Raw genomic sequence first — 26,502 nt, 5'->3', positions numbered from 1 at the left:
GAGACCGACCGCCGTACCCCACGGACGTCGTCCTCAAGGAAAGGGCGTGCCGACTGCCCGCGGTCGCGCGCCACCAGAACGACACGTCCTGAACCTCGGCTGGAAGCCGGCCGCCACGATCGACGGCCGGGCACCTCCCGGCCTGCTGGACCTCTACGACACCGAGCTCCGCCCCGTCGGCCGGGCGGTCACGGAGAGCACCGGCTATTCCCGACCCTGCTCCTCGCACTCACCCTGGTACCGCGGTACAAGCACCCCGCGACGGCACCCTGCGGTTCCTCTTCGACGACCTCCTCGGCATGCCCGAGGTCAACCGGCCGGTGCGCGCTGCGTGGCCATCAGACGACTCCGCTGCCCCGGCCGTCCCGAGAGCCCGCGTTCGGACACGCTCGGGTCCACCGACGACAAGCAAGCAGCAACCCCGCCCCCCATATGATCATCAGGACGGCTCGGCCGACCCGTGGGCATGGGCACGCCGATCGTCAGAACAGCCGGTCTGTGTCCCCCCCGTCGTGGACCGGCGATCCGGCTGTGCCCTCTCAAACCCTTGCGCGGAGGGCGCAGTCGGAGGGGGCCGGGCGGCCGCGACCGGGTGAGGTCGTCAGCGGCGTATGGCAACACGCGGGCGGCGGGAAGGCACTCCTCCGCGAAGGCGACGGCGTCGACGACCGCCTGTCGGAGTTCCCGCAACGCACCGCAAGCCGTCGTTTCGTGCCGTCGACATCCGCCAGCTCACCGTCGGCCGGCAGACAGCTCACACGGACCACCTGGAGAACCACCCTCTCGGCGCCTGCCGGCGGATGACGCCGGCGGGCGACTGCTGGGGGCAGGGGGCGGTGATGTGAGCCGCCGCTCCAGGTGCCCTCTTGAGGGAGCGTTCAGTGGAACGGAGTGATCGCCGCCTGGAGCCGGGACCGGAGGGTGGTAGCGCAGGCTGTACCGCAGAGTGACCCGACCGCTTCATGGCGGCAGGCGGACCGCGTTCCTAGGTTTGTGGTCATGCCGATCGACTCGGTGGCATCCGCCACGTCGAAGGAGGACCTCAGGCCATGGCGGTCACTGCGGAGTCCCGGTCAGGGCATCTCGTGAACACGGTCCAAGGTGGCCCCGCGCCGCCGACCGCGGACACCTGTGCGTTCCCACCACCCGACGGATCCCCGTTCAACATATACCCGCAGTGTTGCGTAGACCTTGCGTGAGCACCTCTCCGTCCAAGGCGCCGACGCCGCCCGGAGTGCCGGCCCATCAGCGGTACTCCGTGCCGCAGGTGCGAGACATCGTTGTCCAACCTCGAGGACTCGGCATACGGATGGCGCCGCTCTCCTTATCACTTCGGCCTTCCCACAGTCGCTAAGGGATTTCGATGACACACCACTTGTCGTCCCGGGAGCCAGAACCCGCACGCGACGCCCAGCCGGCGCGCCCGGTCCCGGGCCTACGTCCTGAGGCCCAGCCCCGTCCGCCTTCCGGGACCGGACGCCCCTGCGAAGGGCGCGTCCCCCAGGAACGGAACAACCTGCGAGCAAGGTCCGGGAGGCATCATGACCGAGACCCGCAACGTCGCTACCGGAACCTGCGTATCCCCTTGACGACCACAGCGCATCAAGGACCACGCCTGCGCGCGGTGTCAGCAGGAAACGAGCTGACCCAGTGAACCCAGGACACGACCACACGATGTGGTACGGCATGCTCGGGCCCGTCGTGGTCCAGAACGGCCAGGACTCACTCGACCTGGGCCCGCGACAGCGCCGCCTGCTGCTCATCCGACTCCTCATCGAGGACGGCCGGCCCGTCTCCCTCACCGAGCTCCGCCACTCTCTCTGGGAAGACGACCAGCCCGCAGCCGCCGTGTCGTCCATCCGCGCCCACATCAGCCGACTGCGTTCGGTTCTGGACCCGGACCGCAAGGGCAGATCGTCCGTACTGGCCAGTGAAGCTGCCGGCTATGCGTTGTGCGTGCCCCGGGAAGCACGGGACACCACTGCCTTCGAGACACACGTGGTCCGGGCACGAGACGCGCTCGCACGGGAACAACTGCCGCTTGCCCGGACCGAGATCGACACGGCCCTCGGCCTGTGGCGGGGTCCTGCTCTCGGCGAGGCCGCCGAGTACCCCTTCGCCATGCGGGAGAGCGCACGCCTCAACGCGGCCCGCCAGGACGCCAGAGAGCTCCTGACGACGATCCTCATCAGGCAGGGTGACCTCGTGCCCGCCGTGAACGTCGCCGAGCAGCTCACTGTCAGTGCTCCGCTGCGCGAGGTCTCCTGGTCCCTGCTCATGCGTGCCCTCTACGCCGCTGGTCGGCCGGTGGAGGCACTGCGTCAGTACGACCGATTTCGCACCATGCTGGGCCGGGACCTGGGCCTCGACCCGAGCCCCGGCCTGCGCGACCTGCACCTCGCGATCCTGCGACACGACACCGCCTCCCTCGGGATCCCCCGGCCACCGCGGCCGTCCACGACACTGCCCGGCGTCCCCCCGGTGGTCAGGGCACCCTTCGTGGGTCGCGCGGAGCAGACGGCACAACTCGATGCCCTGCTGCGCGACGCGGCCGACGGCCACGCCCGGTGGGCCGTGGTCTCGGGTGAGCCGGGATCGGGCAAGACCCGGCTGCTGGACGAGTTCGCCGCGCAGGCCGACGAGGCCGGGTTCGCCGTCGCCCGGGCCAGCGGGGGGTACGCGCTGAGCGGCAGCAGCAATGTGGCCCTGCGCTGTCCGATCACCCAGCTCGCCGACGGCCTGCGCCGGCCCGCCCCCGGCACAGCCACGCAGGACAGGCCTCCCGGCGATGAGGTACTCACCGCGCTCGTCCAGGAGGTCACGCGAGTGCCCACACTGTGTGTGGTCGACAATCTCGACTGGGCGGCACCCGAGGTGCACGCCCAGTTGCGCCGGCTCGCGAGACTGCTGCGGGACGTTCCTGTCGTCGTGGTGTGTGCCCTGCGGGACACGGAGTCCACCCCGGTCAGCGGCCTGCTCGCGGAACTGGCCCGGCTGGACACGTGCTGGCTCCGGTTAGAAGCCCTGACGTCCGGTGACGTGGCCGAGATTCTCGCGGCACGCGGGGAGGGCGCTTCTCCCGCCGAGAGCCAGGCACTGTACCGGCGGAGCGAGGGCAATCCGTTCGTCTTGAACGAGCTGCTGAAGCTGCCGCCCCGGCAGCGCACCGGACCGTGCGCGCGGGTACCGGACGCGGTCCGCAGGATCGTCCAGGCACGGCTCGCCCAACTGCCCGCACCGGCCAGGACGATGCTGACGTATGCCGCGGCCGACGGGGGGCGGCTGGACATCGGCCTTCTGGCGGACGTCCAGGGCCTGACACACCGGCGACTGCTGCGGCTGGTCGACGACTCGGTCGCCCGACGACTCGTCGTCTGGCACGCGGACCCGGAAGTACGTGCCGGCGGCCACTACCGTCTGCCCGACCTGGTTCACGACGTGCTGCTGGGCGCGCTGACCACCTCGTCCAGGCAGTTGCTGCATTCCGAGATCGCCCGTGCCCTCACCGGCCGGAGCGACGCCGAACCAGGACGCCTGGACGACCATCTGCGCGCGGCCGGCCCCATGGCCCCGGCCGCGACCTGCAGCCAGCCGGGGCGATCGCTGCCGGACCACGAACACTGACGCTTCCGCACCATCCATCCATCCCGGACAGCGGCTCCGGAGCCAGAGGAGGAAACACATGCCCGAACAGCACGAGGCAGCGGCGGGCGCGAGTTCCGCCCAGTGCGAGGCACAGGTCGCCGCCCCCGGAACCCCGGCCCGCGAGACCCCGGTCGTCGGCCGTGGAAGCGTCCGGGCCGGCGATGACGGCGCTGCGGGGATCGCGGCGCCGACCGCGGACACGGAGACATCAGCCGGTGGAGCAGCGGCGCGGCCCCGGCCAGGCGCCACCGTCGTGGCGTCGTCCTCCGGACCGGACACCGCCGGCGACATACCGCGCGGCACGGCATCCGGTACGGCGGCCCCGGCCCCGGCGTCCGCAGCGGCCGGGGCCGACACGGACACCGGCACCACCTCCGGTTCCGCGCGCAGGGGACGTTGGCGCGCGCTCACCCTGGCGAGCGGTTCCGGCGACGGACGGCCGGAGGGGGCCACGGCGACAGCGGCGGCGGGTGCCGACAGCGGTCCCCCGGACTCCGGCACGGACGCCCCGGGCCGTCCGAAGAAGCCCGTGCTCGCCGGTGCCGCCATGGTGGGCGCGATCCTCATCGCCGTACCGCTGCTGATCACGGTGACCACCAACGACAAGGACAAGCACGGCGACAAGGTCGCCGGCGCTGGTTCGTCCGACACCCTGCTCGACAGCGGCGACGCGCCTCCCGGGGCCTTCGTCGCGGAATCCCCGTCCTCGAAGAAGACAGGGAAGGAACCCGAGAAGAGGACCGGAGCGAAGAAGGAAACGCCGGTGCGGAACGGCGCGCCCGGCGCGCACGCCCCCTCGCCCCACAACTCCCCGACCAAGACGACCCCGGAGAAGAAGACCACACAGGAAAAGGTCGCGCGTAGGTCGCAGAGCAACCTGCCCTCCGCACTGACCAGGGTGCTCATCAAGAACAACACGAATGCCACCTGCGTGGACCTCCCGGGCTTCTCGAACGGCAAATCCGAGGGCCAGGTCGTCCAGTCGACGTGCAACAGCAACGCGGACGACAACCAGCTCTGGAATCTGGAACAGCAGTACCGCGATGCGGGCCCGGGCGGCGCGCCGTTGTTCCTGATACGCAACATCAAGGACCGGATGTGCCTCAACCTGCCCGGCTACACCGGGGTCGGCGGTGGGACGAGGGTGACGGAGTACCCCTGCACCAACTCGATGGCCGACAACCAGCTGTGGTGGCTGGATCAGCAGCCTGACGGCAAGTACTGGATCCGCAACCTCGCCAGCGACAACCAGTGCCTGGACTCCTACTCCGCCAACGGCACCACACGCAATCTGATCGTCTGGCCCTGTGCCCCGGAGAGCGAGAACAATCACGAATGGTTCACCACGCCGCACTGAGCGGCTGAACCGCTCCCGTCGTCCGGGGTGGCCTCACGGGATGCACGGGGCCACCCCGGACACCGCCGGGCGGGGTGAATTCCCGGTGCGCCGCGGGCATCGGCCTCGACACACCACACCCGGGCCAAAACCGACAACCGACAACCGACAACCGACCGAAGGACAGGAACGTGCCCAAGACCATCGTCATCACCGGTGCGAGCGACGGAATCGGTCTCTCGGCCGCTCGTCAACTGGTACGCGACGGGCACCACGTGGTCATGGTCGGCCGGTCGCCGGACAAGATCCGTACGGTGGCGGACGAGCTGGGAACCGAGTACCTCACCGCCGACTTCGCCAGGCTGGACGACGTGCGCGCGCTCGCCTCGGAACTCAACGTCCGCCATCCCCGGATCGACGTACTGGTGAACAACGCGGGAGCGATTCTCGGTGAGCGCACCGTCACGGCCGACGGGTTCGAGGAGTCGTTCCAGGTCAACTATCTCGCACACTTCCTGCTGACCAACCTGCTCATCGACGCCCTGCTCGCCGGCGGCGCCTCGGTCGTCCAGACATCCAGCAACGCCGCCCGGCTCTCCTCGCGGGTGGAGCTGGACGACCTGAACAACTCCCGCCGGTACTCACCGGTGCGCGCCTACGGCAACGCCAAGATGGAGCTCATCCTCTTCACTCAGGAACTTCACCGCAGGTACCACTCCCGCGGGCTGTCGGCGGTCGCCTTCCACCCCGGGGGCGTGGCCTCGGGTTTCGCCAGGAACAGCCGCAGCCCGGTGGGCACGCTGTTCCGGTCGCCCGTGCCACGCCTCTTCTTCCAGTCGCCCGACAAGGGTGCCGGCCAGCTGCTGTGGCTGGCCACGTCCGAGCCGGGCCGGAGCTGGGCCTCCGGCGCATACTACGAGAAGCGCAGGATGCGGGCCGTCAAGACCCAGCCCATCGCCACCGAACTCTGGGAAGCCAGCGTGAAGTTGCTGGACCTCGATCAGTAGCGTCCGCGCACGCCGCCGGTCACGCCGGCCGGGGGTGGTGGCTCGGGACCGCGTGCCCGCGGCGGACTGTTTCCGAGACGACGATCGAGCACGAACCCGTGGAGGAGCCGGCCGGCGGTGGGATGCCGTCGGCCGCGTCGGACGATACGGCCGTCTTCCGGACACCCTGATCAGAACCGCCATCCCCGGGCCGGAAAGGCCGCCGCGTGCGCGGCCCACGGTGACCGCGATCCGACTGCGGCTGCACTCATCCACTGCGTAGGGAAGAAGGGTCTGTGGAACCAACCACACATACATCGGAAGATCTGATCATCGGCACGGTCACCGGCACCAACCTGGACGCCGCGTTCGGGTTTCACCATGCCCACCTCGGTGAGTTCATGCTGCCCCTCGCGCCGACGGCGTTCCGGCGAATCGTCGAGAAAGATCAGATGCTCGCCGTCGAACGTCACGGAGAGATCGCGGGACTCTGCTACGTCAAACCGGACGGCAAGGAACTCGACACCGTCCCCCGGTGGGAGTTCGGCGGCCTCCACCTCTCCCCAGCCCTGCGCGGCCGGGGCCTCGGGACACTGCTGAGCACCGTCGCGATCGCCTCCGTCACCCACTCCGACCGCAAGCCGGTCATGGGCTACGTGCATCAGGACAATTCCGCGGGGATGGGACTGCTCGTCCATCGCCTCGGATTCGCCGTCACCGATCGGACGATCCGGCTCGGCCCCGACGACGCGCCGGGACACCTCCGCCGCGACAGCGCCGGCTTCGCGACCGCCAACGTTCTCCGGCTTCCCGACGCGGCGACGGCACGCCTCGCCGATCGCCTGGAGCACCTCGTGGACGGCTCACGCGGTTCTTCCCCGCCGGTCCGACTCCGGCTCCGTGACGTCCTCTTCCCCGCAGGGCTGCATGAAGCCGTCCGGCGCCTGCGGACGTGACGCGCGTGCTCCTCAGGAGCGGTGCGCGGTGACGGCGTCGGACATGCAGCACAGCTGGGAGACCGGTGGTGCCGGGACGTGTCCGTCCGGGAGCGCGCCGGGCGGGGAGGCGTCAAGGTGCAGCGGGCGGACACGAAAGCCGGCGCGAACGGCAGACATTCTTCTCCCGCCCTTCAACACGACCGGCGGGCGCTGCGTAGACCCCGTGACCAACTCGTCGGTCCGACGCACGAACGGTCCGGGGCGATGCCGGGTGGAGGTGAACCGACCCTGTGACTTCCCGTCACGGTCACGGCCCGCGGGGCACCGCCGGATGCCGCGCACGGCCGGCGACGTCGTCAACGCGGGCCGCCCGCTCGGCCGGCACGCGGATCCCGCTCCCCCGCCGGACATCCGCGTACGGCGGGCTTGTCGGCTCAACCGGGATGCCCGGCCCGGGACAGACGTGCCCGACCGGTGGCGGGCATGGGCGCGGGTGCCGCGGACAGGTCGTCCGGCACCCAGGATGGTGTACCGACCGAAGGGATCAGATGGACACACGACCCGGTGACCGGCAGGCAGGCGGGGCCGGCGCCCTGCCGGGGACACCCGGGGGCGCCGGCCCGGCCCTCGCCCTGGCACCACCCGTCGGCACTCGGCCCGCCGGCGTCCCGCAGGTACCCGAGGCCGTACGGACCGTCGCCCGTGAGGCACCGGGGCACTGGATCGCGGTGGTGGACCCGGAGTGGACCGAGGAGGGGACACCGCCGCAGTGGGCCGTACTGGGGGAATGGCAGTCGGACGACGAGGGCGATGCGGGGGACTTTCGCGCCAACCCGGAGTACCGGCCCTCGGCCCGCGTGCTCGGCTGGCCGGAACCCACCGACCCGGTGGACGCAGCGGCGCAGCGGGCCGCCACGGGATACGGATCGGTGGACGAGGTGCTCGAGGCGCTCGTGGAGGCGGACGTCACGGTGGTTCGCGGGCCCGACGGCGAACCGCTCACGGCCGCCGGCCCGGACGGAGCGCCCGTCGTGCTGCTGTTCACCTCGCCGGAACATGAGTTCATGTCCCCGACGGTTCAGCACGACAGACTGTCGGCACGGGTGCTGGCCCGCTCACTGAGCGGTTCGGACACCCTGATGATGGTCAACGCCGGGGCCGTGGCTCCCCTGGTGCTGCCGGCGGACGGTCTTCCCGGCCTCTCGCCCGAGCCGCCGCCCGATGCGTCGATGCCACAGCCCGGAGGAACGGGCGCGCACGGCGACGGGAGTGACGGTTGAACCGGCTTTCGCGAGCCGGTCGTTCGCGCCGCCGGTCCCCGTCCGGGGGGTCCGGCGGTGGCGGGTGCGGCGGCCGCGTCGTCCTCAGGGCATGATGGCGTCGTCGGCTCACCGACACCCGCCCTCGACCGAGCAGGGCGTCCCGCATGTCTCCTATGTGGCAAGGAGGTCGGCGCGTGTCGCGCCAGGTACTGACGGTCGGTCCGGGGGACCGCGACCGCTACAGAACGATCGGTGAGGCACTCGCGGCTGCCCGTACCGGCGCGCTCATCAGCGTCCGGCCCGGGACGTACACGGAGAACATGGTGATCCACACCCGCGTCACCCTCACCGCCGCCGAAGGGCCGGGCACGGTCGAGATACGACCGCGCTCGGGCAGCGTGCTCACGCTGCGCGCCGACGCCGTGATGCTGTCCGAGCTGACCCTGCGCGGCAACGACGCCGAGGAGCCGGCCGTGGACGTGCGGCGCGGACAGGCCGCGCTCGACGGCTGCGAGGTCGTGGGCGCCGCGTGGACGGCGCTGCTGGCCGGGGGCACCGGTTCGCTCGCACTGCGGAACTGCCGGGTCAGCAACCCCCAGGGGGCGGGCATCGTGGTCACCTCCACCACGCCCACCACCGTGGAGTCCTGCACACTCGAGCACCTGGGCACCAGCGCCCTGGTCCTCGCGGAACAGGGCGAGGCCCGCGTCCGCGACTGCACGGTGCGCGACGCCCGTGGCAACGGTGTGCTCGCCAACGGCGAGGCGCGCGGCACCGTCGAGGACTGCGACATCTCCTCCACGGACAAACCCTCTCTCGCCCTGGAACAGAACAGCGCCCTGACGGTGTCACGCACCGTGGTGCACGACACCAGCACCGGTGTGCACCTGAGCAGCGCGGGCCGTACGACGCTGGAGGATGTCCGCGTCAGCGGGGCCTCGGTGAACGGGATCACTCTGGCCCAGGGCACCGACCCGGTGCTGCGCCGCTGCCGTGTCTCGCGCACCCGTGGTCACGGCGTGCTGGTCACCGACCGGGCGCGCGGCACGTTCGAGGACTGCTGGGTGGACGGCGCGCAGGGCGCGGCCCTGCGCGTCGCGGGGGCCGCTTCCCCGGCACTGACCGGTCTGTCGGTGCGCGGCTGCGAGGGAGCCGGGCTGCTTCTGGAGGAGGACTCCGCGGCGGAACTGGACCACCTGGAGGTGAACGGCGGCTCGCCCGCGATCGCCGTACACGACGGCGCCAACCCGCTGCTGCGCCGGGCCCGGCTGGTGGAGCCCTCGGGCGACGGCATCACGGCCACCCAGGGGGCCCGCGGACGCGTCGAGGACTGCGAGATCGTCCGGCCGAAGGACGCGGGGGTGCGGGTCGGCTCGGACAGCACGCTCTACCTGGCCGGCGGCGGGGTTTCCGACACCGCGGCCAACGGCCTGGTGGTGGAGGAGGGGGGCAGCGTCACCGTGCGCGACTTCCGCGTCGAGATGTGCGGCGAGGAGGGCGTGCTGGTCACCGCGGGCGGCGAACTGACCGCCAACCGCGCCACCGTGCACGCCGCCAAGGGCCACGGCGTCCTGCTGCAGGAGGGAGCACTCGCCTCTCTCAGCGGCTGCGAGGTCAGCGGCGGGGCCCGGGACGGCTTCCGGGTGGAGTCCACGGCGCCGGTCTCCCTCGTGAACTGCCTCGCCCGGGAGAACGGCGGCGGAGGACTGGTGCAGACCGCGCCCGGCGAACGGCTCGCCGTGGAGGGTTGGACCAGCACCGGCAACGGCAAGCGGGACGCCTGGGGCACCGGCAGTGCCGAGAACACCGACCCGGCCGGCGCCGGCGCCGCGGACTCACCGGCACCGGACCGCGCGGACGGGCCGCTCGGTGCCCTCAACGCGCTGATCGGCCTGGAGAACGTCAAGCAGCAGGTCAGCACCCTGGTGAACCTCACCCAGCTCGCCCGGCGCCGTGAACAACTCGGCATGTCCGCTCCGCCCATGAGCCGGCACCTGATATTCGCCGGTCCGCCCGGGACCGGCAAGACCACCGTCGCCCGCCTCTACGGGGAGATCCTGGCCGAGCTCGGCTCGTTGCGCAGCGGTCATCTGGTGGAGGTCTCACGTGCCGACCTCGTCGCGCAGATCGTCGGCGGCACCGCGATCAAGACCACCGAGACCTTCGAGCGTGCGCTCGGCGGCGTGCTGTTCATCGACGAGGCGTACACCCTCACGGCGGACAGCGGCAACGGCGGCGCCGACTTCGGCCGTGAGGCGGTGGACACCCTGCTGAAACTGATGGAGGACCACCGCGACGACGTGGTGGTGGTCGCGGCCGGCTACACCGACCAGATGCGGTCCTTCCTCGGTTCCAACCCGGGCCTGGCATCCCGCTTCTCCCGGACGGTCGAGTTCGAGAACTACTCCGTGCCCGAACTGGTCGCCATCATGGAGAACATGTGCGGCCGGCACCAGTACGAGTTGGGCGAGGGCACCGCGGCGGCCCTGGCCGCGCACTTCGAGGCGATGCCGCGGGACGCCGGTTTCGGCAACGGCCGGGCCGCACGAGGGGTGTTCGAGGAGATGGTGGACCGGCAGGCGGTCCGGCTCGCGGCCCGGCGGCAGGTCGGTGAGGGGGACCTGCGGCTGCTGTTGCCGGAGGACGTCTCCGACACCGCCGCCGAGCGGGCCGCCGGGACCGCGGACCCGGACGACGACCCGCTGACCCGCCTCGGCGACATGATCGGACTGGCCGAGGTGAAGCGCGACGTCTCGGATCTGGTCAATCTCATCACCACGGCCCGCCATCGAGCCGCGGCAGGACTGCCGGTACCCTCGCTCAGCCACCATCTGGTGTTCACCGGTCCACCCGGCACCGGCAAGACCACCGTCGCCCGCCTCTACGGGGAGATCCTCACCCGGCTCGGTATCCTCCGGCAGGGCCAGCTGATCGAGGCGGCCCGCGCCGACCTGGTCGGCCGCTACATCGGCCACACCGCCCAGCTCACCCGCGAGGTCTTCGAACGCGCACGCGGCGGCGTGCTGTTCATCGACGAGGCCTACACCCTCACCCCACGCGGCGGCGGCGCCGATTTCGGACAGGAGGCGGTGGACACGCTGCTGAAGCTGATGGAGGACCACCGCGACGAGGTCGTCGTCATCGTCGCCGGTTACACCGAGGAGATGGAACGCTTCCTCGCGTCCAACCCCGGCCTGTCGTCCCGTTTCCCGCGGCGGATCGCCTTCGCCGACTACTCCTCCGACGAACTGGTCACCATCGTGCGGGGCCGGGCCACGGCCATGGGCTACGAGTGCGGGCCCGGCACCGGCCCGCTGCTCATGGAGTACTTCGACTCACTGCCCCGGGACCGTTCCTTCGGCAACGCGCGCCTGGCCCGCCAGGTGGTCGAGTCGATGGTGACCCGGCAGGCGCGACGGCTCAGCTCGGTGTCCGTGCCCACACTGGACGAGCTGCGTCTGCTGCTGCCGGAGGATGTCGCGGCCGCCGCGTCGGGGGGTGTGGCGCGGTGACGCGGCACACCCGCAAGGCCGCCCGTCTGATGTCCGGTGCCGGCCTCGCCGCCGCTCTGCTGTTGTCCGCGGCCGTTCCTGCTTGGACAGAGCCCCTGACGCCCGTGGTGGCGGCCGACGGCGACAAGGGCCAGCAACTGCCCCGCATGCCGTCCGCGCTCGATCCGGACGGCACGGAGGCCTGCACCCCCGCCTCCGCCGAGCGCGCGAAGCAGCCGGACTGGTCCCGCCAGCGCCTCGACCTGGACCGGTCCCGTGCGCACAGCACCGGCGCCGGCGTCACCGTGGCCCTGATCGGCACCGGGGTCGTCCCCGGCGCCGTCGGGCTCGGCGACCGGGTCACCTCCCGGGGGGCGGCCGCCGAGGACTGCGTCGGGTACGGCACCTTCCTGGCCGGGTTGATCGCCGGAACCGGTGGAGACCATCCGCACCTGGCCGGGGTCGCCCCGGGGGCACGGATCCTGGCCCTGCGCGGCACAAGCCGGTTCGGTGAGCCCGACCCCGCTCTGGTCACCGCGGCGGTACGCGAGGCGACCGACGCCCGGGCCGGTGTGATCGCGGTCGCCGTCGCGCTGTCAGACCGTGACGCGGAGCTGACCCGTGCGGTCGCCGAGGCGCGCCGGGCGGGCGCTGTGGTGGTCGCCGCCGCGGCGCCCGACCCGCCCCGCGGGGGGAGCGGCGAGCCGCCCTTCCGCACCTACTGGCCCGCGGGCGAGCCAGGCGTCCTCTCGGTCGCCGGCATGCTCGCCGACGGCAGCCGTCCGGACGACGCCCCGCGCACGGACGGCATCGACCTGGTCGCCCCCGCGTACGGGGTCGTCTCCGGCGGCCCGCGCGGCAACGGCCACTACCTGGGCGACGGAGCCCCGGTGGCCACGGCGTACGCCGCCGGGGCCGCCGCGGCGGTCCGTGCCGCCCACCCCGACGACTCCGCCGGTGCCGTCGCCCGCCGGCTGACCGCCACCGCCTACCCTGCCGACATTCCGCAGCTGGACCCTTACGCGGCCGTCACCACGGTCCTCGGTATGCCGGGTGCGTCCGCCGACGCCGAACGCGCCGCGGATCCCGTGGCCGTCCCGGAGACCTCCGCGGCCGACCGCACGGTGGCACGCGCCACCCTCCTCGTTCTCCTGGGTGGCGCCGGCGTTCTCGTCGTCCTCTGGGCCGCTTTCGTCCTTCGTACGGCCCGCGCCCGGGGATGGCGTCCGGCAGAAGCGGGCGGGCCGGAGCGGGAACAGCCAGAAGCGTAGGTCCACGGTCCGGGGACGGGGGCCCGGGTCGCCCGCGTCCCTCAGTCCTGCTGTCCCTGGAGCTCCTCCATGAGCGCCGTCTGTACCAGCCGCTGCCGCCGGCGGGCGATGTGAAGGGCTCGCCCGGGCGGAAGGGCGAGAGGCTTGGCATCGCCGAAGAGGCGGCCCTCCGACGGCGGGCAGGACAGCAGGAGGGCGGGATTGTTCGCCTCGTCCAGGCGGCGCAGGAGCGCGTCGCCGAGGCTGCGGCCGGCGCCCATGGCGCCGCGGGCCACGACCATGTGCAGGCCGGTCTCGAAGCCGAGCGTCAGATACTCGAAGAGCGGCTCGAAAGGACTCTCGAACGTGTTGTTGGCGACCATGTCGTAGTCGTCGACCAGGACGAACAGCCGTGGGCCGGTCCACCAGTCGCACCGGCGCATGCGGGCCGGGGCGATGTCCGCGCCCGGGACCCGGGTCCTGAGCGCGCGGGCCGCGCCCTCGACGGTTTCCTTGAGGTTGTCCAGGGAGATCACGTGGCCGATGCGGTACTGCTCGGGGACGCTGTCCACCAGGGTACGGCGGTAGTCCACCACGATGATCTTCGCCTCGTCCGGGGTGTAGCGGGCGGTGATGCCCGCGGTGACGCGACGCAGCAGGTTGGTCTTGCCGCTCTCCGTGTCGCCGACCACGATCAGGTGCGGGGTGCGGCTGAAGTCGTGCCAGACCGGTTCCAGGGCGTCCTGGTCGATGCCGAGCGGCAGACGCATGCCGCCGCCCTCGGTGGGCAGGGGCGCGGGAAGTTCGGCGAGCGGGAGCCGGTGCGGCAGCATCCGGACCTGCGGGGCCACCGGGCCGGACCAGTGCCGGGCGACCCGGGTGACCAGGTCGCCGACACCGTCGCCGAGGTCGTCGAGGGACCCGCTGCCGTCCAGTCGGGGCAAGGCGGCCAAAAAGTGCATCTTGCTGTCGGCCGTGATGCCGCGACCGCCGCTGCGCGGCACCGTGCGTGCCTTGCGGGTGTCGGTCTCGGAGTCCATCGGGTCGCCCATCCGCAGTTCCAGCCGGGTGGCGGCCTGGTCACGGACCTGGGCGGACAGCTCCACCCACCGGGTGGTGGCGACGATGAGGTGGATGCCGTAGTTGAGGCCGCGGGCGGCGATCTCGTTGAACTTGGGGATCAGGTCGTCGTAGTCCTGGCGGACCGTGGACCAGCCGTCGACCACCAGGAAGACGTCGCCGAAGGGCTCGTCGGGGAACTCCCCCGCGGCGCGACGGCGGCGGTAGGACTGCATGGAGTCGAGGGTGTGGTCCACGAAGAACTGCTCGCGGTGGGCGAGCAGGGTCATCACCTCGGCGACGGCCCGGTGCACCCGCTCCGGGCTGAGCCGCGCCGCGACGCCACCGACGTGCGGCAGCCCGGCCAGCTGCGCGAGGCCGCCGCCTCCGAAGTCGAGGCAGTAGAACTGGATCTCCTGCGGAGTGTGGGTGAGGGCGAGGGCGGCGATGAGAGTGCGGACGAGAGTGGACTTGCCGCTCTGCGAGCCGCCCGCGACGGCGACGTGTCCGCCGGCTCCGGAGAGGTCCACGACCAGTGGGTCGCGGCGCTGCTCGAAGGGTTTGTCCACCAGGCCGACCGGCACGCGCAGCTTGCCCGTTCCGGGCCAGCCTGTGGCCGTGAGGCCGCGCTCGGGGTCGGGGGCGAGGCCGGGCAGCAGGGCGTCGAGCGGCACCGGTTCTCCCAGCGGGGGCAGCCACACCTGGTGGGCGGCGGGACCGGAGTCGCGCAGGCGGCCGAGGGCCACGTCGAGCAGGGTCTCCTCGTCGCCGCTCTCCTCGGTCTCCGGCTCCGGCACCGGGGTGGTGTCCAGCGTCCGGGGCACCACCCAGCCGCTGGTCCACGGCACCACCTGACTGGCCACCCTGGCCTGCGCCACCGCGCCGTTGCGTCGCTGGTAGGTGCCGGAGGAGTAGGCCGCGCGGAACCGGGTCAGGGACTCCACGCCGGACTTCAGGTAGCCGCTGCCGGGCTGGGCCGGCAGCTCGTAGGCGTCCGGCACCCCGAGTACGCCGCGGCTCTCCATCGCCGAGAAGGTGCGCAGGCCGATGCGGTACGAGAGGTGGCTCTCCAACTGGTGCATGCGGCCCTCGTCCAGGCGCTGCGAGGCAAGCAGCAGATGCACCCCGAGGGAGCGGCCGAGACGGCCGATCATCACGAACAGGTCCATGAACTCCCGGTGCGCGGCCAGGAGTTCACTGAACTCGTCGACCACCACGAAAAGGCTCGGCAGCGGGGTGAGGCCGGCCCCGGCGGCACGTGCCCGCTCGTACTCCAGCGCCGAGGTGTAGTTGCCTGCCGCGCGCAACAGCTCCTGCCGTCGTATGAGTTCGCCGTGCAGGGCGTCCTGCATGCGTTCCACCAGGTCGACCTCGTCGGCGAGGTTGGTGATGACGGCGGAGGTGTGCGGGAGTTCCTCCAGGCCGAGGAAGGTGGCGCCGCCCTTGAAGTCGACCAGGACGAAGTTGAGGGTCTCGGAGGAGTTGGTCAGGGCCAGGCCGAGCACCAGGGTCCGCAGCAGTTCGCTCTTGCCGGAGCCGGTGGCGCCGATGAGCATGCCGTGCGGGCCCATGCCGCCCTGCGCGGACTCCTTGATGTCGAGTTCCACCGGGCGCCCGTCCACACCGACCGCGATCGGCACCCGCAGCCGCCCGGAGCCGATGTGCGCCTCGAAGAGGGCGTGCGGATCATGCCGGTGCAGGTCGGGGACGCCGAGCAGGGTGGTCAGTTCCACGTCGGCGTCCAGCGGCTGCGCGATGTCGGTGCCCAGGCTGATCCTGCGCGGGCTGAGCAGCCGGGCCAGCGACTCCGCGCCCGGCGGGCCGAGCCGGTCGGGCCGGCCCAGCGGCACGGAGCGCTCCTTGCGACTGCGGTCGGTGCGCACCAGGCTCACCACGTCCGGGCCGACGGTCAGCCGCAGCGTGTTGCGGCCGGGCCGCCAGCGCAGCGCCCCCGAGACGTCGAGCACCAGGGCGTTGCGGTAGCCCTGTCCCGCCCACCGGTGGCCCTCGGGGACGGTGACACCGTCCAGGACGACGACGGTGAAGGGCTCGTCACGGCCCGGCCGGGCGTCCGGGTCGAAGCCCGGGCGCTCGGCGAACTCGACGCCGAGCAGGTCGTCCAGTTCGGTGAGGTCGGCGATGATCCGGCGGACCTGCCCGGCGCCGTCCTCCTCGTACGGGTGCAGCGTGTGGGGCAGCCACTTGGCCCACTCCCAGTCGGGCCGGCGCTCGTCGCTCACACAGAGGGCGAGCCACAGGTCTTCGGGCGCGTGGAACACCGCGAGTTGGCCGACCACGGCTCGGACCAGGGCACGTACGGCGTCGGTGGCTTCTGCCGAATTCTCACCGTGCCCGACGTTGTCGCCGCCTCGGTCGTTCTCCCCGCGCGGCACGTCACCGGGTGCCTCTTCGGGACGCAGCAATACCTGGGCCGAGGAGCGGAGGTAGAGGGCGATCGGTTGCTCGGGGATGGTGGAGTAGGCACGGACGAAGCGGCGCAGGGCGTGCGCGCAGAGTGGTTCAAGGTCCTCCACCGGACGGGTGGAGACCGGGGTCAGGGTCAGTGCGAGCTGCTGCTCGCCGACCGCGAGCCGGACTTCGCCGAAGTCCTCGTCGGCCGGGCGGCGTTCCCACAGCCGCGAGGTGCGGGCCACCGAGCGCAGCGACGCGGGTTCCGGGTGGCGCCAGGCGAGGGCCCGCTGCTGCTCGGCGATGGAGACCCGGACCCGATGACGGATCTGCGCCAGATAGCGGAGGTAGTCACGGCGCTCCCCCTTCAGACGCTGCTTGCGCTCGCCGGAGCGGCGCATGAGCTGTCCCAGCAGCATGGCACCGACGGAGAGGGCCATGACACCCATCGCGATGTACAGGAACGCACCGTTGCCGCCGCCGGGGCGCAGGAACAGCAGCATCATCGACACCGACATCAGTGCCATCGGCAGGTAGGTCCATACCGCCGTGGTGTCCGGCACCGTCTCGGCCAGGACCGGCGGCTCCTGGAGGGTCAATTGCCCGTCGGGCATCTCCGGTCCGCGTCTGCGGGCCGGCCGGCGGAACAGCACGACACTCACGGAACAGAACCTCCGGTTTCACTGGCTTTCCGGCCCGCGCCGAATACCGGCGCACCTGTGGGGGAAATGCCTGTCGGTCGGTTTCCTGTCGGCCGGCTTCGTCCCGGACAAGAGTCCGGTCCGCGGCACGAACCGGCGGGCTCAGGCAGTAGTGTGCATTCACGAAACGCGAACTGTCCACGCGGCAGAGGTTGTCGCCGGGCCCGCGGACATGATTTCACCCCACGGCCCCTGTCCGGCCGCGCGGGCGTTCCGTACTCTTCGCACGTTCCCTCTCCGGGAAATCCTCCCCGACAAAGTCTCCACGGAAGACGAGAGTTCAGCTGATGACCGACAGCGCGGTGGCCGGACTGTGCCGCCTGACCGTACGTGCGCCGAGCGTCTCCGTCGATCTGGCCGTGCCCGCCGACGTGCCGGTCGCCGATCTCCTGCCCACGCTGCTGCGCTACGTCGGTGAGGATGCCGAGGAGGCCGGACTCGACCACGCCGGCTGGGTGCTCCAGCGGCTGGGCGACGCCCCGCTCGACGAGGAGACCACCCTTGCCCGCGCCGGGCTCTTCGACGGCGCCGTGCTCCACCTGCGCCCGCACACCGAGGCGCTGCCCGAGGCCAGGCTCGACGACCTGGTGGACGGGATAGCCGACACCGCGGGCCGACGACTGCACACCTGGCGTCCGGCGGCGGCCCGCGGGTTTCTGGTGGGAGCCGCGGCGGTGACCGCGGTGGCCGCTCTCGTCCTGGTGGTCCGGCCGGGGGTGACCGGCTCCGGCTCCTCCCGGGCCGCCTGCGCGGCGGTGGCCGGGCTGCTGCTGCTCGCGGGTGCGGGCACGGCGAGCCGCGCGGTCGGCGACCGTCTGTCGGCAACCGCGCTCGCCCTGCTGGTCGCGCCCTGCCTGGCGCTGTCCGGCTGGCTGCTGGTCGGCGGCGACCTGACCGGCCCGGACGCCGCGCGGGCGGCTGGGGCGCGGCTGCTCGCGGCGGGCGCCGCGGGCGCGGGCGGCGCGGTCCTCGCGCTGGCTGCCACCGCGGTCGGCGCCCCGGCGCTCCTGGCCACGGCCGTGGTCTCGGTGGCGGCCGCCGTCACCGGGGCCCTGATGGGGTATACCCACCTGACCGTGCCGGCCTCGGCAGCGCTGGTGGCCGCGGTGGTCGCGCTGGCCTCCGGCACGGTGGCACCGTTCGCCTTCAAGCTGGCCGGGATGCGAATACCCGCTCTGCCGTCCTCCGCCGCGCAGCTCCAGGAGGGCATCGAGCCCTATGCGGGCGACGAGGTCGCCGAGCGCACCGAGTTGGCCGGACGCTGGGTCACCGCGCTCTTCACCGCCGTCGGCGTCGTCGCGGCCGCCACCCTGGCGGTCCTCGCCGAGCGGCCGAACCTGCCCGAGGTGCTGACCGCTCTCGCGCTGAGCCTGCTGCTCCTCCTGCACAGCCGTGGTCTGGGGCACATCGGGCAGCGGCTGGCCCTGGCAGTACCCGGCGTCTGGGGGCTGCTGCTGCTCGCCCGCGCCTGGGCGGCGGACCTCGACAGCACCGGCCGCGTGGTGGTGTTCGCCGTGCTGCTGGCCGTTGCCGCCGCGCTGGTGATCGCCTCCTGGACGGTGCCCGGTCGTCGTGTACTGCCGTACTGGGGCCGCGCGGCGGAGCTGGGGCACACCGCGTTCGCCGTGGCACTGCTGCCCCTCACCCTCTGGGCAGCAGGGCTTTTCGGCTGGCTGCGCGGTCTGTTCGGCTGATCACACCGGTACCCGGAAAACGAGTTGAGGAAGGCACGTGCAGTCCAAACGCGATCAGGTCCACGCCCACGGTTTCATGATGGGCAGGCTCAGCTCGGGCCTGCTGACGGCCGACCCGGACGCCCCGGAGAGCCCGCTGGGGCGCACCACCCGGGGCGTGGTCTTCGGCGTACTGATCACGGTTCTCGTGGGCGCGGGCGCCACCGTCTACGGGCTGCTGCGCCCCGGCGGGAACGACAGCTGGCGCGACGGTGAGCACCTGGTGGTCAACCGCGACACGGGCGCCAGGTATCTGTGGACCGGCACCGACGATGTGCTGCACCCGGTGCTGAACTACGCTTCGGCACGGCTGATCGCAGGCTCCGACCTGCCGACCGCGGACGTGCGCACCGCGTCCCTGCGGGACGTTCCAGTGGGTGCCCCCGTCGGTGTCCCCAGCGCCCCGGACACCATTCCCGGACCCGGCGATCTCGACGACTCCCCCTGGCACGTGTGCGTCACGGGACCCGGCGGAGCCCTGCCCGACACCTCGGGCACCGCGGGGGATACCGAGGTGGACGAGCCGGGGACCACCACCGTGGTGGCCGGGGTGCCGGTGAAGTCCAGCGATCTCGACGGTGACCACGCGGTGCTGGTCCGTGGGCCGGACAAGACCGAGTACCTGGTGTGGCGGGGCAGCAGACTTCCCCTGGACCGTGCCTCCGCCGCCCGCAACGCCCTCGGTTACAGCTCCCAGCGGCCGGTCCCGGTCTCGGCGGCGTTCCTCGACGCCCTGGCCCCCGGCCCCCTCCTGCGCCCGCCCGCGGTGTCCGGGCGCGGCGAGGAAGGTCCCCGGCTCGGCGGTGAGGCCAGCCGGATCGGCCAGTTGTTCAAGGTCGAGGTGCCCGGCGGCGACAGCACCTTCCATCTGCTGCGCGAGGACGGCCTGGTGCCGGTGACCCGGCTCGGCGCCGCCCTGGTGCTGGGCGACCCGGCCACTCAGAAGGATGCCTACCAGGGCAGCTCGCCCGAAGTACGTGTGCTGGGCTCGGACGCGCTGCGCGAGCACCGGGCGAAGAAGGGGGACTCCCCGGAATCCGCACAGCTGCCGGACGCGCCGCCCTCCCCCCGGTCCGTGCCGCGCGGCAGCGCGCTGTGCGCGCGGGTGGACGGTGACGACGGCGGTGCCCGGATCGGGTCGGTGCTCGTCCAGCTGTCCGAGCTGACGCCCGTCGCGGTGTCGCAAGGCACCGGTCGGCCTCTGACGCCGGCCTGCGTCCCTGTCGGCGCCACGGTGGTACGTCCGGGGCGCGGCGCTCTGGTACGGGCGCTGCACGCGAGCGGGGCCGCCCATGCGGAGACCACCTACCTGGTGGCGGAGAACGGCGTGAAGTACCGCGTCGTCGGCAAGGACGCGCTGGAGGCGCTGGGGTACGAGCGCGCGGACGTCGACTCGGTTCCGGCGCCGCTGCTCGCGGCTCTGCCGACCGGCGTGGATCTCGACCCGGCGGCCGCGTCGGGCGCCACGGAGCCCAAGGTCACGGCTCCCCGGTGCGACGCCCCCGGCGGAGCGGAGCGGAGCGGAGGACACGGCGCCGGGAAGAAGGCGAAGAGCGCGGGCAATTCGGACGGACAGCCAGAACAACGCTGACTGAATTCGAAGCCGACGGCATATGACCGCGGGGGCTGCCGAGGGGGCGAGTGCGGCACCCTCGACGACGCCCCCGCAATCGCTCCGGAGCTCCGCGGAACCAGTCGAATGCACAAACATTGTCCGCCGCACGTATCCGAGGTCCCTCGATCGCCCCTGTACGCCCAATTTTCCCCCGTATCGCCCCGATCGGCGGCCGGTTCTCTTCCTGCAGCAACATTTGAACAATCTCTCTGAGGTACAAGAGTTATGGTCAGCCGATGGGGATCCGGCACCGCGTGGAATGCGGTTCTCCTCTGTTCTCGGCGGGCCACCATGCCAACGGACTCGCCCGAACGAAGGGAACGCGACATGGCGGACAGCGCCGCGAGGAAAGCGGACTATGCCAAGGGCTTGGGGGGTGTTTCCTCCCTGGAGTCCGCCCGGAGCCAGGTCGAGCGCATTCAGAACAACGTCGCCGAGATCGCCGCGCGTTCGGGCGTCGGCGGCGACGAGGGACAGGCCCTGCTGAAACTGTTCCGCAGCTGGAACGCCGAGGCTCAGAAGGTCGTGATCCAGATCTCGCGGATGATCGACGCGCTCCAGGAGAACGTGACGTCCGCCAACCGCCTCGCGAAGGAGAACCAGGACCTGACCGAGGTTCTCAACAGCAAGACCAGCCGGGGCGTCTTCGAAGCACTGCTCTGACCCGGCGGCCACCGGCCTTCTCGTCAGGGCCGACCCGTGAGACCACCGGGCCAGTGCGCCCGGTCACCCGAGAGGAGACGTCGTGGCCGAAGGCATCATCGACGTGCAGTACGCCATGGTCCGTCACGCCGTCGAGGAGTTGACGGACCAGACCCGGCAGATCATCACGGCCCTCAACACCCTCGAGGACGATCTGAAGCCGCTCGTCATGTCGTGGGAGGGTGCGGACCAGCAGATGTACCGCGAGGTCCAGGCGCAGTGGGACCAGGCGACCAAGAACATGGCCGTGCTGCTCGGCGACAGTGGCGAACTGGTGGGCACCATCCACAACAACCACTCCCGTGACGAGCACAGGAGTGCCGACAACTGGGGCGGTGTGCGCGCCCGCTGAGGAATGCCGTGGCCCGCGCCGAGGGGGCGGGCCACGGCCACATCCGTACCGTCATCCGCACCGTCATCCGCCCCCGGGCGGCAGGAGAGCGTCCCATGGCCGGTGAGAAGGTCGACGTCAGGCATTTCGACCTCAAGCAGATGGAGCACTTCCGGGACCAGGAGGTGCATCCGGTGTACCTCGCCGCGAAGAAGCACCGCGAGGAGGGCGACGGGGCCCACATCCGTCCGCTCGGCGATCTCGTCGACGGGCACACCACCCCGGAGAACCCCGACCCGGACACGCAGTTGCTGCGCCTCGGCAAGATGGTCAAGGAGCCTCTGGTCTCGGGGCCGACGTTGCTCGAGGGCGTCAAGCAGGCGGCCACGACCATCGACAAGTTGCTCGATGACCAGATCAACCTGTTCAAGGAGCTGAAGCAGGCGCTCACCGAAACCATCGACGAGGCCAACAAGACCAAGGGCAAGAACCTGGCCGCGATCGACGCCCAGATGCTGCTGCAGACCCTCGGTGAGGTGTACGCGCTCACCGGCGGGGGCGGTGGCCCGGGGACGGACGACCCCGACGGGGGCGGCGAACAGGACCGCGACGACGACAAGGGTGGCTCGGGCAAGGGTGGCTCGGGCAAGGGCGACAACGGCTCCTGAGTCCCCTCCGCGCACGGCCGGCCGGCGGGAGTCCAGGAGCCCCGGCCGGCGGACGACGTGACAGTTGAAGGACCGATCAGAAAGGGTGCCCGGTGGCCGATCGCTACGATCCCGACTCCGCCGCCAATCTCGGCAAGTTCGACGACTCCGACGATCCGTCGAGCGATCCCTGGGCCACCCTGGTCATCCACCTCACCGGCTACCCGGTACCTGACCGCAACATCGTCTTCGACAAGCTCCGGTCCAGCAAGGGCGGCAAGCTCTTCCGGATGGACATCCAGGAGCGGAAGCTCGGCGATGCCATGGAGTCCGGCTTCCTGACGAACGACGGCGAAGACTACGACATCTGGTTCTTCAAGAGCGGCAAGTCGGACAAGATCATGCAGGCCCGGATCGTCTTCGAGGGCCGGGTGAAGGACGGCAACAACATCGTCTTCGCCGACCCGGGATCCGACAACGTCCGCGACGCCAACGTCCGGGAAGGCAACGAATTCAGGGACTACAACAAGGACGAGATGAGTACCGTCCCGCTCGCCCGGTACATGAACGGGCCGCGGGCGGCGCTCCTCGCCCTGTTGGCCGGAGGCACGCAGGACGTCCGGTTCGGCGACCTGAGTGTGCCCGACGCCGATGTGGTGGACCTCGGTTCCTTCACCACCACCGGGGACTCCTTCGACTTCGCCGCGAAGTTCTTCAGGGACCAGGCGGTGGTGGTCAAGGACTGGGAGGACCGGTTCGGCCGGGAAGACGCGAGTTGGAAGGGTGCGGCGGCAGAGGTCTTCCGCGACCTGCTGAAGAAGATCCGGCAGAACTACGACGGTTACGTGGAGACGTTCGACACCAAGGTCGGCGGGGGTGGTGCGACCGGCACCGGCAACACGGTGTACTCGCGGGCTCTGTCGCTGGGCCGCACGTACCTGGAGGACTCTGCCAAGCAGTTGCTGGAGGCTTGGCTGGCCTGGGCCAACTCCCCGTACTACGATCCTCATCAGGTACTGCGCTACGTCCTGGACGAGCTCGCCCGCTGGGTGGACGAGAACAACGTCCGCAGGACCGACATCGTGGTGGAAACCGGCCGTGGCAAGGATCGTCCGAACACGGTCTCCCACGAGCCGCAGCCGGGCTTCACGGACGCGCATCCGGAGTACGGCGATCTCAGCGACATGGCGAGCTGGGGGAAGGTCGGCGACAAGGCCGTCAAGGTCTGGTACCAGGGCATCGACGCGTATCTGGGCACGCCGGCGAACACGGTGCGGTCCAACCTGAACAACCACTTCCTGGACCTGAGCAAGGACTTCTCGGAGAACCTGCCCGAGCCCAAGTCGACCGGGGGCCCGGGAAACGGGCTGGGGAACCCCCCAGGTGGGCCCGGTCAGGACCCGTGGTGGAAGACCGGATGGCCCGGCGGTGACAACCAGCCTCCTCCGTGGCCCGACCCGCCCGAGTGGCCGGACCCGCCCGAGTGGCCCGAGCTGCCGGACCTGAGCAATCTGGGCAACATCCCGAACCTCAACGGACCGGGCAACGGCCCCGACCTGAACAACCTGGGCAGCATTCCCAACCTCAACGGACCGGGCAACGGCCCCGACCTGAACAACCTGGGCAACATTCCCAACCTCAACGGTCCCGGCAACCCCGGCGACAGCAGCCGACCCGGTCAGCAGAGGGTCACCTGGCCCAACGGCGTCCCCGGCCTCAACGACCCCGACGACGCTCCCGGTGGCGGCGGTGTGCCGCGCGGTTCGGGCACGCTCGACCGGGGAAGTCTCCTCGGACTGAACGGCCCCGGAGGCACGTCCGACCTCGGCGGAGCGGGCGTCCCCGGCGGCGGCGAACCCGGTCAGCAGAGGGTCACCTGGCCCAACGGCATCCCCGGCCTCAACGACCCCGGCAGCCCCGGCGGCGACGAATCCGTTCAGCGGAAGGTCAGCCTGCCCAACGGCCTGCCGGACCCGCAGTCCGCGTTCCATGTCAGGGCTCCGGACGCGCCCGGCATCAGTGATCCGCAAGGTCCCGGCGCCCCGCCCCCGATCACCCAGAGCCTGGGCAGCATCGGCGGCCTCAACGGCGGCTCCCTGAGGACTCCGACCGGCGGCAGCACTCAGCTCGGCGACGGCAGGCTCACCACCGGCTTCCCGGATGGGAGCCGTACCAGCTTCGACCCCGACACCGGACAGCTCACCACCACCCGCCCGGACGGCACCACCACGACCACCGACCTCACCCACGGCGGCAAGGTCACCAACCCGGACGGCTCCACCACCGTCCTGGACCAGAACGGCAAACTGACCACCACCTTCCCCGACGGCACCAAACAGGTCATCGACCCGGACACCGGCCAGGCGGTCACCACGCGCCCCGACGGCACCACGACCACACAGCACCTCGGCGACCTGGGCGACCTCAACGGCCGGAACGGTCCCGGAAGCCCGGGCGACATCGGCGACCTGGGCCAACGGCCCGGCCTCGCGACCCCGACGGGCGGTCACACCGTGCTCGACGGCGGCGACTTCACCACCACGTACCCGGACGGGAGCCGTACCAGCTTCGACCCCGACACCGGACAGCTCACCACCACCCGCCCGGACGGCACCACCACGACCACCGACCTCACCCACGGCGGCAAGGTCACCAACCCGGACGGCTCCACCACCGTCCTGGACCAGAACGGCAAACTGACCACCACCTTCCCCGACGGCACCAAACAGGTCATCGACCCGGACACCGGCGCAGTCGAGGTCACCGACCCGCGAGGCAGGACGGAGAAGGTGAACCTTGGCGACCTCAACACGCTTCCGGACACCGGCAGGCCGGACAGGTTCGACAGCCCCGGTCTGCCCGACGGCCCGGACCGAACCGGCGACGACGCCAGCGGACGGAACCTGACCTTCCCCGAACTCGACCTCGGCGGCGGGGGCGGGGGCGGCATCGGCACCGCAGGCGGCGGCAGCCTGTCACGGGCGAGCTACTCCCCGCCGGATCTCTCCGGCGCTCCCGGCGGTACGCCCGGGTCGGGTGGCTCCCCCGACGACGTCCTCCAGCCGTTCGCTCCGTCCGCACCCGGCACACCCGGCGCCCCGGGCGTTCCCGGTACCCCCGGATCGCCGATGGGCGGCATGGGTGGCATGGGAGCGGGTGGTGAGAAGGGGAATGGTGAGCGGGTACGTGCCGTTCTCGTCGACGCGGCCGAGGAGAGCGAACGCCGCAACCGCCGGCGTCGCAGTCCGTGGAACCGGCAGGAGGACGACGACACGTTCCTGGCGCCGGCCTCCCGGGTGTCGACAACGGGCGGTCACTCCCCCGTGCAAGGGACGGAGCCCGAACGCGCCTCCACCAGCTCCGCCGACTATCTCGAGGAGGACGCGGACGTCTGGGGCACCGAGGAGGGCGGCACCCCGGCCGTCATCGGGCGGTGAGTTCCACCAGGATCCGGCAGAACGACCATGGCGGGACCATGGACCGGTACAGAAGGACGGATGACGTGATGGAGTCGATGGAAGCGCGTCTCAAGCAGGCCATGGCCGAACTCGAGTCCGTCAGGGAGGGCGTCGCACGCGTCGAACGCGAACTGCGGGAGACGTCGTTCTCGGTGCTCTCCTCCGACCGCGCGGTACGCGCGACCGCGGGCCCTCAGGGTGAGCTGACCAAGGTCGAGTTCCTTGAGAACAAGTACCGGGACATGTCCCCTCAGGAGCTGGCCGCCAGCGTCCTGGAGGCGGCGGGGGCAGCGCGTGTGAAGATGAACCGCCATGTCATGAAGGCCTTGGCTCCGTTCACCGAACCCAGTGCCGCCGTACCGGAGTTGAAGGGCTTCGACCTGGACTGGGGCCGGATCTTCGGCCCCGAAGTGCTGGAGGAGGACGACGCGGAAACGGCCCGGGCCGGCCGGACGGCGACCCCCGCCTGGCGGGACGCGCTCGGCGAGGACGGGGAGGACTGACGGATGGGGCAGCGGTACCACGCCGACCCTGAGCGCATCGAGGCTCTGACAAGGACGTTGGAGGAGATCTCCGCTCTGTCCCGGGATATGACCGAGGAGTTCCTCGATGACGTGTCGCGCACCTGCCATTGGCCCGGCACGATCGGCGACTTCGCCAAGAAGGCCGTGCCGAAGGAGCAGAAGGAGCGGCAGGCCGCCAAGGACACCATGATCTCCATTCGGGACGCCCTCGTGAGCATCACCGACGCCACGATGGGTCAGGTCCAGCTCATGAAGAACACCCGTGACCACAACATCGAGGAGATCGAGAAGGGCAACAACCGCATCAACACCCATGGGGTGGACGGCTATGGCGGCTCGGGCCGGCGTGGCGGCCGCTGACCTCGCGGCCGTCTGCCGCCCCCACACCCCGTGGGGAGCGGCCGCTGTGTCCTGC

16 protein-coding genes and 1 pseudogene are annotated in these 26,502 nt (G+C 71.3%); 16 read left to right on the top strand and 1 reads right to left on the bottom strand.

Translation table 11 applies throughout. The features are described 5' to 3' along the window. The first annotated feature begins 46 nt into the window (after positions 1-46). The 8 genes from ACFY93_RS12985 (at position 47) to ACFY93_RS12950 (ending at position 12,929) form a co-directional block, all read left to right on the top strand. Positions 47-436, top strand: a complete 390-nt coding sequence (locus tag ACFY93_RS12985) for an FAD-dependent monooxygenase (RefSeq protein ID WP_391357061.1) — start codon at positions 47-49, stop codon at positions 434-436. Positions 437-1,650: 1,214 nt separating this feature from the next. Beyond that, on the top strand, positions 1,651-3,624 hold the full coding sequence (locus tag ACFY93_RS12980; RefSeq protein WP_391357058.1) for a BREX system ATP-binding domain-containing protein: 1,974 nt from the start codon (positions 1,651-1,653) through the stop codon (positions 3,622-3,624). Positions 3,625-3,682: 58 nt separating this feature from the next. Then, positions 3,683-5,002, top strand: coding sequence for a ricin-type beta-trefoil lectin domain protein (locus tag ACFY93_RS12975; protein WP_391357056.1), 1,320 nt, complete (start codon positions 3,683-3,685; stop codon positions 5,000-5,002). A gap of 170 nt (positions 5,003-5,172) precedes the next feature. After that, positions 5,173-5,988 (top strand): SDR family NAD(P)-dependent oxidoreductase, encoded by an 816-nt coding sequence (locus ACFY93_RS12970; protein WP_391357053.1) that lies wholly within the window; start codon positions 5,173-5,175, stop codon positions 5,986-5,988. A gap of 275 nt (positions 5,989-6,263) precedes the next feature. After that, complete coding sequence (locus tag ACFY93_RS12965; protein ID WP_391357050.1) at positions 6,264-6,923, top strand: GNAT family N-acetyltransferase; 660 nt, start codon at positions 6,264-6,266, stop codon at positions 6,921-6,923. A 530-nt stretch (positions 6,924-7,453) separates the two neighbouring features. Next, complete coding sequence (locus ACFY93_RS12960; RefSeq protein WP_391357047.1) at positions 7,454-8,185, top strand: type VII secretion system-associated protein; 732 nt, start codon at positions 7,454-7,456, stop codon at positions 8,183-8,185. Between the two features lie 176 nt (positions 8,186-8,361). Beyond that, positions 8,362-11,679, top strand: coding sequence for a right-handed parallel beta-helix repeat-containing protein (locus ACFY93_RS12955; RefSeq protein WP_391357044.1), 3,318 nt, complete (start codon positions 8,362-8,364; stop codon positions 11,677-11,679). Between the two features lie 29 nt (positions 11,680-11,708). Next, positions 11,709-12,929 (top strand): S8 family serine peptidase, encoded by a 1,221-nt coding sequence (locus ACFY93_RS12950; RefSeq protein ID WP_391357365.1) that lies wholly within the window; start codon positions 11,709-11,711, stop codon positions 12,927-12,929. Positions 12,930-12,970: 41 nt separating this feature from the next. Here ACFY93_RS12950 and eccCa read toward each other — a convergent pair whose 3' ends face one another. Beyond that, the gene (gene eccCa / locus ACFY93_RS12945; protein WP_391357041.1) at positions 12,971-17,038 is read right to left on the bottom strand and encodes a type VII secretion protein EccCa; all 4,068 of its coding nucleotides are present in this window, start codon (positions 17,036-17,038) and stop codon (positions 12,971-12,973) included. Positions 17,039-17,364: 326 nt separating this feature from the next. Between eccCa and eccD the strand changes: the two genes are divergently transcribed. The 8 genes and pseudogenes from eccD (at position 17,365) to ACFY93_RS12905 (ending at position 26,447) form a co-directional block, all read left to right on the top strand. After that, positions 17,365-18,771, top strand: a complete 1,407-nt coding sequence (eccD, locus tag ACFY93_RS12940) for a type VII secretion integral membrane protein EccD (RefSeq protein WP_391357039.1) — start codon at positions 17,365-17,367, stop codon at positions 18,769-18,771. A 37-nt stretch (positions 18,772-18,808) separates the two neighbouring features. After that, positions 18,809-20,401, top strand: a complete 1,593-nt coding sequence (gene eccB, locus ACFY93_RS12935) for a type VII secretion protein EccB (protein WP_391357037.1) — start codon at positions 18,809-18,811, stop codon at positions 20,399-20,401. 351 nt (positions 20,402-20,752) lie between these two features. Next, the gene (locus tag ACFY93_RS12930; RefSeq protein ID WP_391357034.1) at positions 20,753-21,088 is read left to right on the top strand and encodes a hypothetical protein; all 336 of its coding nucleotides are present in this window, start codon (positions 20,753-20,755) and stop codon (positions 21,086-21,088) included. An 82-nt stretch (positions 21,089-21,170) separates the two neighbouring features. Beyond that, positions 21,171-21,479: a WXG100 family type VII secretion target gene (locus ACFY93_RS12925; RefSeq protein WP_391357031.1), complete on the top strand. Its 309-nt coding sequence runs from the start codon at positions 21,171-21,173 to the stop codon at positions 21,477-21,479. 95 nt (positions 21,480-21,574) lie between these two features. Further along, positions 21,575-22,024, top strand: a pseudogene (locus ACFY93_RS12920) (type VII secretion system-associated protein); the annotation flags it as partial. 194 nt (positions 22,025-22,218) lie between these two features. Further along, on the top strand, positions 22,219-25,542 hold the full coding sequence (locus tag ACFY93_RS12915; RefSeq protein ID WP_391357028.1) for an AAWKG family protein: 3,324 nt from the start codon (positions 22,219-22,221) through the stop codon (positions 25,540-25,542). Between the two features lie 68 nt (positions 25,543-25,610). Further along, positions 25,611-26,066, top strand: a complete 456-nt coding sequence (locus ACFY93_RS12910) for a YbaB/EbfC family nucleoid-associated protein (RefSeq protein ID WP_391357026.1) — start codon at positions 25,611-25,613, stop codon at positions 26,064-26,066. A gap of 3 nt (positions 26,067-26,069) precedes the next feature. Beyond that, positions 26,070-26,447, top strand: a complete 378-nt coding sequence (locus ACFY93_RS12905) for a hypothetical protein (RefSeq protein WP_391357024.1) — start codon at positions 26,070-26,072, stop codon at positions 26,445-26,447. Positions 26,448-26,502 lie beyond the last annotated feature (55 nt).

The sequence above is a fragment of the Streptomyces sp. NPDC008313 genome, assembly GCF_042956125.1.
In the GTDB taxonomy this organism is placed as follows: Bacteria; Actinomycetota; Actinomycetes; order Streptomycetales; family Streptomycetaceae; genus Streptomyces.
This window is presented reverse-complemented; position numbering and strand designations above follow the sequence as displayed.

Coding starts and splice junctions, on each gene's coding strand:
- ACFY93_RS12975 (WP_391357056.1), top strand. CDS start 3,683: ATGCCCGAACAGCACGAGGCAGCGGCGGGCGCGAGTTCCGCCCAGTGC.
- ACFY93_RS12960 (WP_391357047.1), top strand. CDS start 7,454: ATGGACACACGACCCGGTGACCGGCAGGCAGGCGGGGCCGGCGCCCTG.
- ACFY93_RS12950 (WP_391357365.1), top strand. CDS start 11,709: ATGTCCGGTGCCGGCCTCGCCGCCGCTCTGCTGTTGTCCGCGGCCGTT.
- eccD (WP_391357039.1), top strand. CDS start 17,365: ATGACCGACAGCGCGGTGGCCGGACTGTGCCGCCTGACCGTACGTGCG.
- ACFY93_RS12930 (WP_391357034.1), top strand. CDS start 20,753: ATGGCGGACAGCGCCGCGAGGAAAGCGGACTATGCCAAGGGCTTGGGG.
- ACFY93_RS12910 (WP_391357026.1), top strand. CDS start 25,611: ATGGAGTCGATGGAAGCGCGTCTCAAGCAGGCCATGGCCGAACTCGAG.
- ACFY93_RS12905 (WP_391357024.1), top strand. CDS start 26,070: ATGGGGCAGCGGTACCACGCCGACCCTGAGCGCATCGAGGCTCTGACA.